This is a genomic window from Lentzea kristufekii (genome assembly GCF_033949925.1).
Lineage (GTDB): Bacteria > Actinomycetota > Actinomycetes > Mycobacteriales > Pseudonocardiaceae > Lentzea > Lentzea kristufekii.
In genome coordinates this window covers 144670-158579 of the sequence record NZ_JAXAVV010000017.1, presented here as the reverse complement: position 1 = coordinate 158579, position 13910 = coordinate 144670, and the positions used below count along the sequence as shown (strand labels likewise).

Sequence of the window (13910 nt, the reverse complement as noted above, 5' to 3'; positions counted from 1 at the left end):
CTCGTTTTCCGGGTTACTGCAAGGCGCCCTGGTCGTCGGAGGCGTTCGCCGTGGACGGCCAGGAGATCGTGGCGATGCCGTGCGTCTTGGGCAGCACGGCCGTGTTCTCGCCGAACTCGGGAACCTGGGAGCCGGTCGGCCAGTAGGCGAAGGTGGGCTCGGTGTTGCGGCCGTGGCGGTCCCATGCCTGGATCTGTTCGGCCATCGCGGTCGCGGCGTCCTCGCCGTGCGTTCCGTAGGCACGGGCGCCGAATTCCACCGCACCGCCTTCGGGGACGGTGCGAACAACCAGGTAGACGAACGAGTCGCCGTGCACGGCGGCGAAGGGGAACCAGCCCTTGCGTTCGGCGGCCATGTCGGTGCCCTCATCTGCGGCGATCTTGCAGAAGCCGGGCAGGAACGCGGCGAACCACAGGTGCAGGTCGGCGAAGGACACGCCGTGCTTGATCGTGACGCTGGTCCACACGTCGGTGCGTTCGGTCGCCAGCGCCCCGTCCAGCAGGCTCATGTCCTGCGGCACGTCCTCGTCGAAGCGCAGCTTGACGTGGTGACCGTCGCGGTCGGGCAGCTGGAAGACCCGCTCGTCACGGGCGCCCTCGCCCTGCATCGGGACGAACCCGGCCACCTCGACCGAGGTGCTCATCAGGTGGTCGCCCTCGCGGCGGAAGGCAATGACGCGCGTGATCCCGTTCATCCGCAACGGGACGACGATCCTGCCGCCCTCGGCCAGGTGCTCCAGCCAGGCCGGCGCGAGGTCCCAGGCGCCGACCGTCACCAGGATCGCGTCCACCGGCGCGTCCAGGACCGGCAGCGGGTTCTCGGCGTCGGCCTGCACGACGGTGACCCGGCTGCCGTAGCCGGTCGCGTCCAGTAGTTCCCGTGCCCGGCCGGTCACTTCCGGGTCGATGTCCACACTGACCACCCGGCCGTCCGGGCCGACGACCTCGGCCAGCAGGGCAGCGTTGAAGCCGCCGGATCCGATCTCCAGCACGCTCATGCCCGCGGTGAGCTCAGCCTGTTCGATCATCCGGGCCTGGATGTAGGCCGCGCTGGTGGAGGAGATGATCACACCGTCCGGGGCGTGCTTGATCGCGACCGAGTTGTCGACGCTGTAGGTGACGTCCAACGGTGTGCCCTCGGCGACGAACAGGTGCCGGGGCACCGTGCGGAAGGCCCGCTCCACCTCCGGTGACGTGATCTTCTTCTTGGCGATGAGCGTGTCCACCAGGGCATTGCGGAACTCTGCGGCGCTGGCATCGTCGTGTCGGAGTGTGTTCACCTGGTCACTCTTTCAAAGGCGTTGTTCTTGAATGCGGGCTTGTTGCCGGTCAGCGGACCAGGGGCGCACCGCGGTCGGGGCCGCGTCGCGCCCCTGGTCATGAAGCCGCCAGCACGACGACGGTCGACCGGTCGGCGACGCAGCCGTGCCTGCCGGTGCGATGTGCGGGAGGACCGTCAGCGGAGATCAGGTGCTGGTGGGCGGTGGTCCAGACGGTGCAGGGGTGACGGTGGGGTCGGCGCCACGCGGAGCAGTGCGGGCAGCGGCCCTGCCCGTCAGGAGCATGCAGGTCGAGCAGAACGCGCCACGCACTGGTCAGCCTGGTGATCTCGGTTTCGGCGAGGGCGGCGCGGGACGGTTCGTCGCCGTCGACGGCGAGGCTGTCGAGGTAGTCCAGGCATTCAGGCACGGCGGTCCACAGCGTTGAGGCCAGGTGCTCATCAATGACGGGACTCCTCGTCGAACCAGGTACCGGGTGACAGGGTGGACTGCGGCGGCGAGGGCTGGGGCACGTCTTGGGACTGTTCGGGCGGCGGCCACAGCCGGGGATGCAGATCCAGCGGCACGAACTCGGCCAGCCGCAACCGCGCGCCGATGACCTTCTGCGCGGCGGCATCGAACCCGGCGCAGGGCCAGCACTCGGTGCGGCACAACGAACATCCCCACTGCTGCGCCGGAGGCGGGAGGTGCGCGGCCAGGTCGTCGAGAACATCGGCGACCCGTCCGGCCGGGCTGTCTGCCGCGAGGACGACGGCGACGACCTCCCGTATGGCGATCTCGCGTGACCCGCCCATCGGGTCACGCCACCGCGTCCGGGGTGGTGATCGCCTGGTAGACGGGCAGCGACCGCCGCCCGCTCTGCAGGTCGGTGATCAGGTCGTCGTAGGCGCGACACAGCTCGGTGAGCTGGTGCAGCGCAAGGGTGATCCCGGGATCGGCCGGCTCGTCGTCGGAGAGCAGCCGCCAGCGCGTCCACACGCCGCAGAGCCGGTTGATCAGCCGCCCGAGCGTTTCGGTGTGCAGCATCGCGGTCCTCGGCTCGGCGAGCACGGTGGCCGCCCAGATATCGATCTGTTCGGCCAGCACCGCACAGCCGGTGTCGCGCGCCGCGATAGTGCGGGTGGCGCAGGCCAGCACGTGGTCGTCGGCGTGCGGGTCGTGCACGAGCCGGTGGGCCTCGGCGCGCATCCCGTGTTCGCCCGCGAGCTTCGCCGCGGCGACGAGCACCGGGTGCAGGGCGGTGACCTCAGCGGGGTGGCTGAAGGCCCGCACGACCGTCGAGGACCGCGGCAAGGCGGCGGGGGTGTCCGGGATCGCCGTGTCGTGTCCCGGCGCGGCGGGAGCCAAGGTGGTCATGCCTTCGACCATTGCCTGGAATCGGGCCGCGCGGATCGTCGGGAAGCGGGGATGTCAAGGGGAGGGTTCGGGGATGGTTAGAACCATCCCCGCCCAGCGGCCGGTACTGGTCCGGTCACGTCTCGTGTAACGATGACGCCCGTCACATACGGGAAAGGCCAGGACAGTGCCGACGGCGAACGATCAACTGCGGAACGCGCGGGAACGCACCGAGTCCCCTTCGCACCCTGGTGAGCGCCTGTCCCGCCAAGAGCTCGCCGAGCTGGTCAACGCCCACATCTGGCAACAGCACCGCAAGACGGTGGAGATCGACGCCAACTACGTCGGCAAGCTCGAACGAGGCGTCATCCGCTGGCCCGATCCGCTGTACCGGGAGGCGCTGCGCGCGATCCTCGGGTCATCCAACGACGCTGCCCTCGGGTTCAGCAACCGGCGCCGCGCGGTGGTAAAGCTGGCAGATGTGGACCGCAAGCAGTTTCTGCGCACCGCCGCCCTAGGGGTCAGCTCGCTCGCGCTGGCTCCCGTCGCCGCCCTGCTGGAGGGTGCCGAACCCACCCCTGTCCCCGCCCGCATCGGGCAGACCGAGATCGAGCAGATCCATACCGCCGCCAGAGTCTTCGCCGGGTGGGACCACACCTACGGCGGCGGGCTGGCTCGTGAAGCCGTGATCGCCCAGCTCCGGTTCTCCGCGGGGCTGCTGGAGGCCGACTGTCCGGCACGGCTGCGCGGCGCGCTGCACAGCGCGGTCGGCTATCTCGGCCACACCTGCGCGTTCATGGCCTTCGACGCCTACGCCCACGACGACGCCCGCCGCGCTTTCCGCTTCGCACTCGCCTGCGCAGAACAAGCGCAGGACTGGCATCTGCGGGCCAAGATCCTGTCCTCCATGGCACGCCAGGCCATCTGGGTCGGCCAGCCCGACGAAGGACTGACGCTAACCGAACACGCCCTGGTCAGGGCCGACCGGCTGACCGCGACCGAACGCGCGATGCTGCACACCGCCCACGCCCGCGCCCTGGCCAAGATGGGCCGCATGCGGGAAACGCTGATCGCGGTCGGCACCGCCGACGACCAGTTCGCGCGCAGCACGCCCGCCAACGACCCCTCCTGGATGGCGTACTACGACGCCGCCCAGCACGCCGGCGACACCGGGCACGCTCTGTTCGACCTTGCGGTGCACGGCCGTTCCCCGGCGGAGGCCACGGCCCGGCTGTCGGCCGCGGTCGCTGGGCACACCGCAGCATTCGCCCGATCCCGCGCGATCTCGCAGATCAAGCTCTCCTCGCTGACGATGGCCACCGGCGACCCCCGAGAGGCAGCCGCGATCGGCACCGCGGCCCTCGACGCCGCTGGCACCATCCGGTCCCGCCGGGCCGCCGACGACCTGCGCGAACTCGCGCGCATCGGTACACGGCACCAGACGGTGCCCGAGGTCGGCGCGCTGCGACACCGCATCACCTCGCTCCTGCTGGCCTCATGAGCATCGGCGTCGACCAGCAGCAGCACCGTGTCCTGGTCGAGGCCTGTGCGGTAGCCGGTCTCGATCCGGGCGGGGCCGAGCCCATCAGGCTGGGCGAGAATGCGATCTTCCGGCTGCCCGGCGGGGTCGTCGCCCGCATTGCCCGTCCCGGCCAACTCGCCGCGGCCCGCAAAGAGGTCCGCGTCGCCCGCTGGCTGGCCGAGCAGCAGGTGCCCGCCGTCCGCGCAATCGACATCGCCAACCAGCCTGTGCTGGTCGGCGAACGGGCCGTGACGTTCTGGGAGGAGCTGCCCGCCCACCGCCACGGCACTCCGGCGGAGGTCGCAGAAGCGATCCGCCGGCTGCACGATCTTCCTGTCCCGGCCGAGGTGCCGCTCGACGAGCTCGATCCGTTCGTCCGGCTCGCGGAGCGGATCGACACGGCCACCACCCTGCCTGCCGACGACCGGACATGGCTGCACAGCCACCTCGACGACCTGCGCACCGGGTACGCCGAACTACCGAAAGGGTTGCCGTCGTGCGTTGTGCACGGCGACGCATGGGTCGGCAACGTCGTCGCCACGGCACGCGATGAGGTCGTCCTGCTCGACCTGGAACGGTGCGCGGTCGGCCCGCCGGAGTGGGACTTGATCAGCACCGCTATTAAGCGCACCAGCTTCGGATGGATAACCACCACCGACTACCAGGACTTCTGCCGCCGCTACGGCCACGACGTCACCACCTGGCCCGGCTTCGCGCTGCTGCGCGACATCCGCGAGTTCCGTATGACCTGCTACATCGCCCAACGCGCCGCCGAACACGCCGAGGCACAAGCCGAAGCCCAGGTGCGTGTGGACTGCCTACGCGGCCGGGCGGGCCCCCGCCCGTGGGCCTGGACACCGGCGTTGTGAGCGACTTCCCTTGAACCACAACACCGACTGGCCGAGCTGGGAGCAAGTTCGCGGCGTCCGCCGCTGCACGCGTACCGACACCGCGACCAGTGAGTCGGCCGATCTCCCTCCGAACACCGTGCATCGGTCCCGGCGCGGCGGCTCAGTCCGTCGCCGCGCGCTGGAACCATGAGCAACCATGAGGGCAGGCGTGTCCGGCTCGACCCGATCCGCAGCCGGGTCGAGCCGGACAGGTCAGAACTCGGCCGCTTCCGATCGAGGTCCGTTCACCCAGGACCTGAACTGCCCCCACGCGATTGTCCCGAAAGCTAGCTGGCCTCCGCTGGGAGCCTTGGAGTCACGCACACCTGCCTGGTCAGCTCCAAACCTGACCTCGACGCAGTTGCTCTCCTTGGGCTGGCTGTAGGAGGACTTGAACCATGGCGTGAACGCGATATCGGGTCGTGCTGATGGCCCGTTCATCTCGTGAGCCGTTCCTTCCGCTGTTGCCGTCACCAACCGTCACAACGGCAGCGGCCCGCCCACGAAGTTGAGGAAGCTCAGCGCTTGATCCGACTCAAGTGCGATCTTCTCCTGCACGCGCCAGAGGTCCAGGTACCTCTTCACGATCTTCGGGTCATGAAGGACCGCCTGCTCGTCGTACCGTTCAGCGTAGACGAGGTGCAGCTTCGGTTCAGCTTGATATGTGGCGAGCTGGTAGTCGGCTTCCTGGCCTTCGTAGAAGCCGTGGCTGAACGGTATAAACCGGAGACTCACGTTCGGCAACACCGCAACCTCGGCAAGGCGGGTGAGCTGACCTGCCCAGATCCCGGTGGTGTCCGAGATCGGGCTGACCCGAGCCAGCGCTGCCTGGTCAATGATGAACTCGAAGCGCTGGCTTGTGTTGGCGAGTACGTCTTGGCGGCGAACACGAAGGTCGACCAGACGATCGATCTCTTCAGCGGCGAGCCCAGCCGCTTCCATGAGGTAGCGCATCAGCTCGGGCGTCTGGAGCACACCCGGAATCAGCATGCTCGCCTTGCTGCGGATCAAGGTTGCGGTGCGGTCCATGTCGACCAGCTTGCGCATCGCCTCGGACTTGAACTTCCAGCGCAGGTCGGACTTCTTCGCCTGGGCGGCGCCGAGTTCGGCGTGATGCGCGATCTGCGTCCAGGTCGCCGCTTCGCCACCCAGAACGGATCGAAGCTTCTGCAGGAGTTCGGTCGTGAAGTTCTTCTGACCGCGTTCCAGTTCGGCTTGCGTCGGCTGACTCCATCCGCATGCCGTTGCGACTTCGCGTTGCGTGCGTTCGCCACGCAGCGTTTCGAGCAGTCGACCGCACTGGATGTTGTGGATGAAGGCCGGCATCTCCGCGGACGCCATGCGTGTACCTCCTGAACAGAGCATCGGGCCCGACACGGGCACTACGGACAGTAGCAGGGCAACCATCACCGTATTGGGGCATTATCGGATTCCGATATCGGATCATAGACTGCTGATGTCGGAAATTTAGCTGGGTCTACGTGCCGGGAGGTGGCGGATGATCTCCAATATCGAAAATTCTGGCTCGGATCCGCTGTGTCACGGTGGCTGGACCCTTCCAGGGCGCTCGCTGGTTGAGCGGCACGCTGGGAACCGGGCCTTGTTGCCGGCCCCTGTTCCCTCCGCGCATGGCGTTGCCGCTATCCGATCCCGGCGAGCGGGGCGCGCCACGGCATGGGTTTCCCCGGCCCGGCCGTGGCGCTGCCTCAACGACGAGTGGAGGCGCGCGCATGGCGGGACCAACGGGAACGGTTTGCGTGGTCGTGAAGCTGACCTTCGCGCAAGCCTCAGTGCTTGCACGCGCGGCGGTAGTCGTGACGTCGGCCTTGGAGTGCAAGGAGATCAACGCTGCGGATCAAGGCCTGCGTGCGTTTCGTTGCGCAGTGGCCCTGGCTCTGTCGCAAGACGTTGTCTGCGAAGCGGGCAGCCGCAGCCACAACCCTGAGAACGGCTCAGGCCTTCGGGCCAGTTAGTCCTAGAGGGAGGTCACGGATGAGCAACCACGTCTTGTTCGGAGGACTTCGTCGGGACCTCGATGATCACCTCGAGCGAGTGTTGCGGGTCGCTGTCGACGGTGACGCTGGGACGGCGCTGGCCGTAATGCGGCACGACGTTCCGGGCATCGTCGCCGCGTTGCGAGCACTTGCAGAGGGGCATCAGGCGGACGAGAACGGCTATTGCGAGAAGTGTCGGAGCGGACCGTTCTGGCGTCGGGTAGCGGCGCCGTGTCGGATGCTGGTCGACGTGCACCTCGCGGTCACGGTGGCGGCGACAGCGCGCAAGTGTTCTAGCCCGCAGAGCCACAGACTCCGCTCATCCTCATAGGACTGATATTCCTACCAGCGTAAGGGAATGACATGCCAAGAAGGGTCTCCACCACACGCGGGCGCGAGTTCGGTGAGGGTGTACGCGCGGTGGTTGCGGGCTCAGGACTGAGTTCGCGTCAGGTTGCCGAGCTGGTCGACTGCGATGAGAGCAAGGTCTCGGAAGTGTTGAACGGCAAGGTGTACCTCAGCAGACTCGAAGTCGCGGTGTTGCTGAGCGTATGCCGCCCAGAGGCCGCTGAGCGCAATCGGCTGCTCGCGTTGTACCCGACCCGGCACGTGCTGGGGTGGTGGCAGCAGTACGGGAAGTCCGCGCCGATCCGGCCAGGCACCGTGCTTGCTCACGTCGCAATGGCGAAAGAGCTGATCGACTGGCAACCGCACGCGTTGCCGGTGTTCCTGCGGACCGATGACTACGCGCGTGAGCTGATGATCGCTTCCGCCACCGTGCCGCAGGAGGAGATCGACGAACGGTTGCGTGTACAGGCCGAGACGAGGGACTTGCTCCGCGACCGCCTGGACTGCACCTTCTTCATCCACGAATTCGCTCTGCGGCTTCAAGTAGGTGAGCCTGCGGTACAGGCCGAGCAGATGCTTCACCTGACGATGATGGCGAACTGGGCGCACGTGAAGATCCGCGTTGTGCCTGCCTCGGCCGGCGCGCACGCCGGGATGACTGGGGCGTTCACGCAGTTGAAGTTCCCGAAGTACGAGCCTGTGGTCTGGCTGGAAGCCTTGAACTCGCACACCTTCGTGGAGATGAAGGATTCGATCGCAGGCTACGAAGCGGTTGCTGGCAAACTCGATGACGTGAGCCTGTGTGAGCAGGCATCACTCGACATGATCAACAGACTTCAGCGCTGGTGATCTCCTTATGCCGAAGGATTTCCGGGCCACGACGCTTGAACGTGCCATCGGGCGGCAGCTGGCCGGGTGGCGCGCCGGGCGCGACCTGAGCCTTGCCGAGGCTGGTCAGCGTGTGGGCTTCAGCAGCGCCAAGCTGTCCATGATGGAGAACGCGGTGCAGCCATCGGCGCCCGTGGACGTCATGGCGCTCGGCTACGTCTACCAGGTGCCGACCCCGGAATGGCAGGCAGTGTTGCTTCGCGTGCAGTACGCGGAACAAGCGCGCGCACGCGTGCAGGACAACGGCCTGGACTTCGATCCGGCGGAGGACTTCGCGAATCTGGTGTACGAGGCCACGTCGCTACGAGTGTTCACGACGGACCTTGTTCCGACGGTGCTTCAACTTCCCGGCTACACGAGCAGGGTTATGCAGAACGACGATCCGGTGCGGACAGCGCGGCTGGCGATGGTGCGCGAGGCCTGGGTGACGCGCTTGAATGACAGGGATCCGTTGACCGTCCACGCTGTCTTCCCGGAGGCGGTACTGCGGCACGCGATCGGCGGGCCGCGGGTGATGAAGGCGCAACTGCTGCACCTGATGGAGGTCAGTGACCACGAGGCGGTGAGCGTGCAGGTCGTGCCGCGCGACGCGGGAACGTATCCGGCGATGGGATCGCCGTTCACATTGCTGGGGTTTCCGCATCGGCAGCACAACGACGTGGCGTATCTGGAGACGTTCATCAAGGGCGAATACGTCGAGGAGCCGGTGCTGACCGAGCGGTGCGCGCAGCGGTTCGCGAGCCTGCAGGACGTCGCGTTGGGGGCGGGCGAGTCGCTCGAGCTCATCGCCCAAGCGACAGCTGAGTTGGAACAGGTTGTGCGTACCTGTTCATAGCGCAGTCGCATCAGCCGAACGCCAGTGGTCCACCCCTCGGAACAGGCGCAGACAATGTGGAGATCCGGCTCGGAGCTGACCGGGTCGGTGGTCGCGGCTCCTCAACCCCGCAGTAACGCAGCATGGCGTTTCACCTGGATGCCTGGGCCGCCTTCACGACTTGGGCGAGCGACAGCCGATCACGCTGACGATGATCATTCCACCCAGATAATTCACTCGGCGGCGTGAAAATGCCGCCGCTTCGTTGCCATCTTGGAGAGGCTCCAAGCGCTGCTTCCGCGGCGAAGATAGTGTGCCTGAGCAGGCCTATCTTCGACCGGGGACGAGGCGATGGCGGCTGACTGGCTGTTGGTCGAGACGTTCGGTGGTCTCCGGCGCGAGCCGACGGTGCTGGCGGCCGGTAGCAGCCCGAAGAACATGGTGTCGATTCGGTCGGTTCTCGGTCGCGGCCCGTTCCTGCCCGATGCCCAGGGTGTGATCGCGCGCGTAGTGCAGAGCCGCGAGGCGATTGAGGCTCGAACGACAGTCGGCAAGCGGCGGGTGATCGCCCACCCGCTGCAGACCTACGGTGGCGTGGTTCACGGCGTGCACGTGTGGGTGGGGCCGCTCGACGAGGATCCTCCTGTACGTGATGCGGCAGGTGCCTGGCACATCAACCTCAGCCGGCATGTCAGCAGCAGGTCGGATGATCTGCTTCGGTTGTATGGGACGAGTGCGGACAAGTGGCGCAACGAGCACGACCTGGCTGAGCTCTTCGCCTATCAGCGACTGCAGACGAATTCGGACGAGGCCAAGGCGTTGGCGCTCATCGTCAATGCGAAAGCGGGTGCGGAGCACCTGGCCACCTGGACGGTGAACCGAGACGACGGTGTTCGGCGTGCGGTGCACTTCGCCTGCCGGTGCGTCGAGGTGAAGGCGCCCAGCGGCCGGGTTGAGCTCATCGTCCGGGGGATCACCCACGACATCGGCCCGGCGGAGAGCGTGCCGGCCGCGCCTCCGCCCATTCCGGTCCTTCTCGCGCAGCAGGTACTCGCGGCGGAAGCGACGCCTGGGCGTTGGCGTGCGATCGTCGACCTGCGCACGATGCGGTTGCTGAAATGGCTCGACAACCCCATGCCGGGCGTGGCTTGGACGCTCGGTGCACCACATCGCCCAGCTGTTCATCGAGCTGATCTGCGTAGAGCGGTCGGCCTCTCCAACGACCTCGCGGTGAGCGGACGCGCCGAAGGCGTCTTGCGGGTTCGCTCCGAGGACGGAGGGTGGATGAAGGTCGCCGTCTCCGCTGCGCTCATGGCGCTTGATCAACACACCACCGCAGCGCTGGTCACCCTGACCGAGCCTGAACGTGGAATGGTCGGCTGAGTTGCCGGCCGCGGGAAAGGTGCTTGGTTCGTGAGCAGCTTCGAGGGCAAGGTCGCGGTGATCACCGGGGCCGGTGCGGGCATCGGGCGAGCGCTGGCGATTGAGCTCGCGCGACGGGGCGCGCGGCTCTCACTGCTCGATCGCGATGCTGCCGCTTTGGAAGGCGCGGTCGCACGCTGCGAAGCGCACGGCGCACGAGTGCTGGCACAGGTCATCGATGTGACGGACTGGGGCGAGATGCGGGCCGCCGCGAGCGCGGTCAACTCCGAGCTCGGCGGCGTCGACTCCGTGTTCGCGGCCGCCGGCATCATTCACCGTGGCAGCCTGCTCGACTCCGACGTGGCGGACATCGAGCACGTGATGGCGGTGAACTGGCGGGGATCGATGTACACCGTCAAGGCCCATCTCCCGTTCGTCGCCGGTTCGGAGGGTGGCCGGATAGTCACGTTCTCCAGTGCGTTCGGTCTGGTGGCGACCTCGAAATACACCGCCTACAACTCATCCAAATTCGCTGTTCGCGGCTTCAGTGAGGCGCTGCGCCAAGAACTCGCCGCGGCTGGCAGCGACGTGTCGGTGACGTGCGTCTTCCCGGGAGGCGTCCGAACCTCGATCGTGCGCAACGGCCTTTTTGCGGCAGGGGAGAACCGTGAGGCTGTGATCCGAGGCTTCGAGAAGCACGTCGCGCGTACCGACCCCGAGAAGGCGGCGGTGACCATCCTCAGCGGAGCCGAACGCCGTCGGGCGCGCGTCTTCGTCGGGACGGACGCACGTCTGGTAGCTGTCCTTGCACGCCTGCTCGGCGGCCACTACCAGGACTTGCTGCCTGCACTGGAACGACTGCGTGGGCGGATGCGACCCCGGCGGCGATGACCTGGGAATCGTGGTTCCGGTTGACGTGATCGGCACCATTGCCTACGCTACTCCAATCGGACTATTCCGATTGGGTTGGCTTTGTCGCTATCGAGCTGATCCCTAGAACGCAGCAGTGAGGCAGTCGTGGGCTGCCCTCGAACGCGATCGGGGATCGACATGGCTCGGCGAACATCCTCTGTGAAGGCTTTCCCGCTGCCAGTGCGGCGTCGCCTGATGCTGCTGGCTGCCGCACCTCCCTGTGACGCGCTTCGGGGTTCCGCCGGGGGAGGAGCGTCTCGATGAGCGGAAGCCGGCATGCGAATCCACAGACGTTCGGGCAGGGACTGCGCACGCTTCGCGCGGAGCAGCAGAAGTCCTTGGCAGCGCTCAGCGCGGACTCGAACGTGAGCAGGAGCTATCTCGGCAACCTGGAGCATGACCGAAGCGTGCCGGGACCGGAGATCGCCGCCGCGATCGATGCCGCCTTGAGCGCAGGCGGTCGACTCATCAAACTGGCCGCACCCAAGCCACGCACTCGACCGGCACGAGATCGCGTGCGTCCAGACCAGCTGCCCGTGGCAATCCGCGGATTCACCCCTCGAGCCGAGCTGCTCAAAGAAGCCGAGGAGGCGCTGGCGACGCACGCGGGTGTGATCGCATTCGACGGTCCGGCGGGTGTCGGTAAGACCGCGTTCGCGGTGACCTGGGCGCACTCGATCGCCGACGCTTTCCCCGACGGTGTCCTGTTCGCCGACCTGCGAGGCTATGCAGCCGACCCGCCCGACGCCCCGGCCTTCGTCCTCCGCGGGTTCCTGCGCTCGCTGGGTATCGCGCCGTCGGACATACCGAGCGACCTGGCAGAACGCGCCGCGCTGTACCGAACCCTTCTCGCGGGCACCCGAACGCTGGTGGTGCTGGACAACGCCGTTGACGACGAACAGGTCAGGCAGCTTCTGCCGGGTTCAGCGTCGTGCTTGGCGGTGATCACGAGCCGTAACCGCTTGTCCGGTGTGGTGGTGCGAGAGGGCGCCGTGCGCATCACCGTGCAACCCATGACCGCCGACGAAGCGCATGAACTTCTCCGGTCGGTTGTCGGGCCCCGCATCGACACCGACCTCGACGCGGCACAGGTGATCGCGGATCGAGCCGGACGGCTTCCCCTCGCACTCCGGATCGCAGCGGAACGGGCAAGCCGCTGGCTCAACACACCCCTGCGGGCACTCGCCAACGAGCTTGCTCGGCGCCAGCCGCTGGACGTGTTCGCGGTCAACGACACCCTCGCAGTGCGGACCGTCCTGTCGTACTCGCATGACGCGTTGCCCGCGAAGATGTCCAATACCTTCCGGTTGCTGGGCCTGCATCCAGGCGGACCGGTTCGAATCGAAGCCGCAGCGGCTCTCATGGACCAGCCGCCTTCCCAGGCACTGGGCCACCTGTCCGCGCTGGCCAGCATCCACCTGCTCGACCAGACCACGGAGGACAGGTTCGTGATGCACGACCTTGTCCACTCGTACGCTCTCGAGCTCGCGCGGGAACACAACTCGCACCAGGACAACGCCGCAGCCCTGGAGCGACTGGTCCGCTTTTATCTGACCACCGGTGCCGCTGCCACCCGGATTCTCTGGCCGTCGCGTCCGAGAAGCGGGCTCAGTCTGCCCAAGAACGACCTGACAACACTGATGTTCCGCGACCCGGCGCAAGCGCTCAACTGGTTCGAAGAGGAGCTGCGTCTTCTGGTCCAGCTGGTGCGCTGCGGAGCCCGATGGAATGTCACCTCTGTTGCCTACCTGCCTGTTGTGATCAGCGAGATGCTGTGTCATCGGCGTGCATGGTCCTGGTGGATGCCCGCGCTTTGGGAGGCGCTCGCGATGGCTCGCCAAGGTGGCCACCGAGACGCCGAAGCCTGGATCTTGGAAACGCTGGGCGACGCGAGCATCGACGCCGACGACAAAGCGGCTTCGATGAATCTCTACCGGGAGGCCATGGCCATCCGCGCCGAGCTGGATGACTGCGGAGGGCTCGCTATCGGGCACGTGGGGCTCGCCAAGGCATTCTCCAAGGTTGGCGCCTACGACGCCGCGATCGCTCACTGCGAAAACGCGCGGAAGATCAGCGTCGAAGTCGACGACATGTGGCAGTACTCGGTAGCGACCGCGCATCTCGCCATGGCGCGCGCTGCTCTCGGATTGGTTGTAGAGGCACGCGATCTGCTCAGCGCGACGCGAGTAGCGCTAGACGACGCCGGGGATCTCATGTCGTCGGGACGTGTGGCGATGTTGCAGGCAAAACTTGCTGAGACGGCCGGTGAACATGGCCTGGCCGTTCAGCACCTGGACGATGCGCTGAGGATCTTCGGCCGCGTCGGCGACGTGTGGAGCCAGACGCACATCCACAGCCGCCTCGGTGCTCTGCATGCGAACTGCGGAGATCATCGGGCGGCACGCCGCGCGCGGGTTACGGGCGCCGAGTTGCTCACCGGCGACATCGAGCCCGCCGCCACGCGCTACGCGAGCAGGTGATCAGCAGCTTGGAAGAGGAGCGGTAGGGGACTTTCGCTCAGATGGGCCGCGAGCGGCGATGGCGGATGGGTGCGATGCGACGGCGG

The 13910-nt window shown here is 67.0% G+C and carries 14 protein-coding genes; 7 read left to right on the top strand and 7 right to left on the bottom strand.

Features of this window, described 5'->3' with window-relative positions; all coding sequences use genetic code 11:
* Positions 1–13 precede the first annotated feature (13 nt).
* The 4 genes from fxlM to SK571_RS30960 form a co-directional block, all read right to left on the bottom strand.
* Positions 14–1279, bottom strand: a complete 1266-nt coding sequence (gene fxlM / locus SK571_RS30975) for a methyltransferase, FxLD system (RefSeq protein ID WP_319987614.1) — start codon at positions 1277–1279, stop codon at positions 14–16.
* Positions 1280–1376: 97 nt separating this feature from the next.
* Positions 1377–1688: a hypothetical protein gene (locus SK571_RS30970; protein ID WP_319987613.1), complete on the bottom strand. Its 312-nt coding sequence runs from the start codon at positions 1686–1688 to the stop codon at positions 1377–1379.
* A gap of 31 nt (positions 1689–1719) precedes the next feature.
* On the bottom strand, positions 1720–2073 hold the full coding sequence (locus SK571_RS30965) for a hypothetical protein (protein WP_319987612.1): 354 nt from the start codon (positions 2071–2073) through the stop codon (positions 1720–1722).
* A 4-nt stretch (positions 2074–2077) separates the two neighbouring features.
* Entirely contained in the window at positions 2078–2635 is a 558-nt protein-coding gene (locus tag SK571_RS30960) for a DUF4254 domain-containing protein (protein WP_319987611.1), read from the bottom strand.
* 166 nt (positions 2636–2801) lie between these two features.
* On the opposite strand from SK571_RS30960, the gene SK571_RS30955 reads away from it, so the two are divergent.
* Together SK571_RS30955 and SK571_RS30950 are read left to right on the top strand one after the other, a co-directional pair.
* On the top strand, positions 2802–4115 hold the full coding sequence (locus tag SK571_RS30955; RefSeq protein ID WP_319987610.1) for a helix-turn-helix domain-containing protein: 1314 nt from the start codon (positions 2802–2804) through the stop codon (positions 4113–4115).
* Entirely contained in the window at positions 4112–5005 is an 894-nt protein-coding gene (locus tag SK571_RS30950) for an aminoglycoside phosphotransferase family protein (RefSeq protein ID WP_319987609.1), read from the top strand. The genes SK571_RS30955 and SK571_RS30950 overlap by 4 nt, the downstream gene beginning before the upstream one ends.
* 234 nt (positions 5006–5239) lie before the next feature.
* Here SK571_RS30950 and SK571_RS30945 read toward each other — a convergent pair whose 3' ends face one another.
* The 3 genes from SK571_RS30945 to SK571_RS30935 all read right to left on the bottom strand — a co-directional run bounded on the left by SK571_RS30945 (position 5240) and on the right by SK571_RS30935 (position 7183).
* On the bottom strand, positions 5240–5467 hold the full coding sequence (locus tag SK571_RS30945) for a DUF397 domain-containing protein (protein ID WP_319987654.1): 228 nt from the start codon (positions 5465–5467) through the stop codon (positions 5240–5242).
* Positions 5468–5506: 39 nt separating this feature from the next.
* A complete protein-coding gene (locus SK571_RS30940; protein WP_319987608.1) occupies positions 5507–6367 on the bottom strand; it encodes a helix-turn-helix domain-containing protein in 861 nt (286 codons plus the stop codon).
* A 645-nt stretch (positions 6368–7012) separates the two neighbouring features.
* Positions 7013–7183, bottom strand: a complete 171-nt coding sequence (locus tag SK571_RS30935) for a hypothetical protein (protein ID WP_319987607.1) — start codon at positions 7181–7183, stop codon at positions 7013–7015.
* 200 nt (positions 7184–7383) lie between these two features.
* Here SK571_RS30935 and SK571_RS30930 point away from each other — a divergent pair, with 200 nt between their 5' ends.
* The 5 genes from SK571_RS30930 to SK571_RS30910 all read left to right on the top strand — a co-directional run bounded on the left by SK571_RS30930 (position 7384) and on the right by SK571_RS30910 (position 13824).
* Positions 7384–8217, top strand: coding sequence for a helix-turn-helix domain-containing protein (locus tag SK571_RS30930; protein WP_319987606.1), 834 nt, complete (start codon positions 7384–7386; stop codon positions 8215–8217).
* Positions 8218–8224: 7 nt separating this feature from the next.
* On the top strand, positions 8225–9091 hold the full coding sequence (locus SK571_RS30925; protein WP_319987605.1) for a helix-turn-helix domain-containing protein: 867 nt from the start codon (positions 8225–8227) through the stop codon (positions 9089–9091).
* A gap of 330 nt (positions 9092–9421) precedes the next feature.
* Entirely contained in the window at positions 9422–10453 is a 1032-nt protein-coding gene (locus tag SK571_RS30920; RefSeq protein ID WP_319987604.1) for a GAF domain-containing protein, read from the top strand.
* A 30-nt stretch (positions 10454–10483) separates the two neighbouring features.
* On the top strand, positions 10484–11323 hold the full coding sequence (locus SK571_RS30915) for an SDR family NAD(P)-dependent oxidoreductase (RefSeq protein ID WP_319987603.1): 840 nt from the start codon (positions 10484–10486) through the stop codon (positions 11321–11323).
* Positions 11324–11604: 281 nt separating this feature from the next.
* Positions 11605–13824: an NB-ARC domain-containing protein gene (locus SK571_RS30910; protein ID WP_319987602.1), complete on the top strand. Its 2220-nt coding sequence runs from the start codon at positions 11605–11607 to the stop codon at positions 13822–13824.
* Positions 13825–13910 lie beyond the last annotated feature (86 nt).

Bases quoted from the DNA above. Each gene is read 5' to 3' on its own strand.
- SK571_RS30940 (WP_319987608.1), bottom strand. From the start codon at position 6,367: ATGGCGTCCGCGGAGATGCCGGCCTTCATCCACAACATCCAGTGCGGT.
- SK571_RS30925 (WP_319987605.1), top strand. From the start codon at position 8,225: ATGCCGAAGGATTTCCGGGCCACGACGCTTGAACGTGCCATCGGGCGG.
- SK571_RS30965 (WP_319987612.1), bottom strand. From the start codon at position 2,073: ATGGGCGGGTCACGCGAGATCGCCATACGGGAGGTCGTCGCCGTCGTC.
- SK571_RS30910 (WP_319987602.1), top strand. From the start codon at position 11,605: ATGAGCGGAAGCCGGCATGCGAATCCACAGACGTTCGGGCAGGGACTG.
- SK571_RS30935 (WP_319987607.1), bottom strand. From the start codon at position 7,183: ATGCCCCTCTGCAAGTGCTCGCAACGCGGCGACGATGCCCGGAACGTC.
- SK571_RS30950 (WP_319987609.1), top strand. From the start codon at position 4,112: ATGAGCATCGGCGTCGACCAGCAGCAGCACCGTGTCCTGGTCGAGGCC.
- SK571_RS30930 (WP_319987606.1), top strand. From the start codon at position 7,384: ATGCCAAGAAGGGTCTCCACCACACGCGGGCGCGAGTTCGGTGAGGGT.
- SK571_RS30960 (WP_319987611.1), bottom strand. From the start codon at position 2,635: ATGACCACCTTGGCTCCCGCCGCGCCGGGACACGACACGGCGATCCCG.
- SK571_RS30945 (WP_319987654.1), bottom strand. From the start codon at position 5,467: ATGAACGGGCCATCAGCACGACCCGATATCGCGTTCACGCCATGGTTC.
- SK571_RS30920 (WP_319987604.1), top strand. From the start codon at position 9,422: ATGGCGGCTGACTGGCTGTTGGTCGAGACGTTCGGTGGTCTCCGGCGC.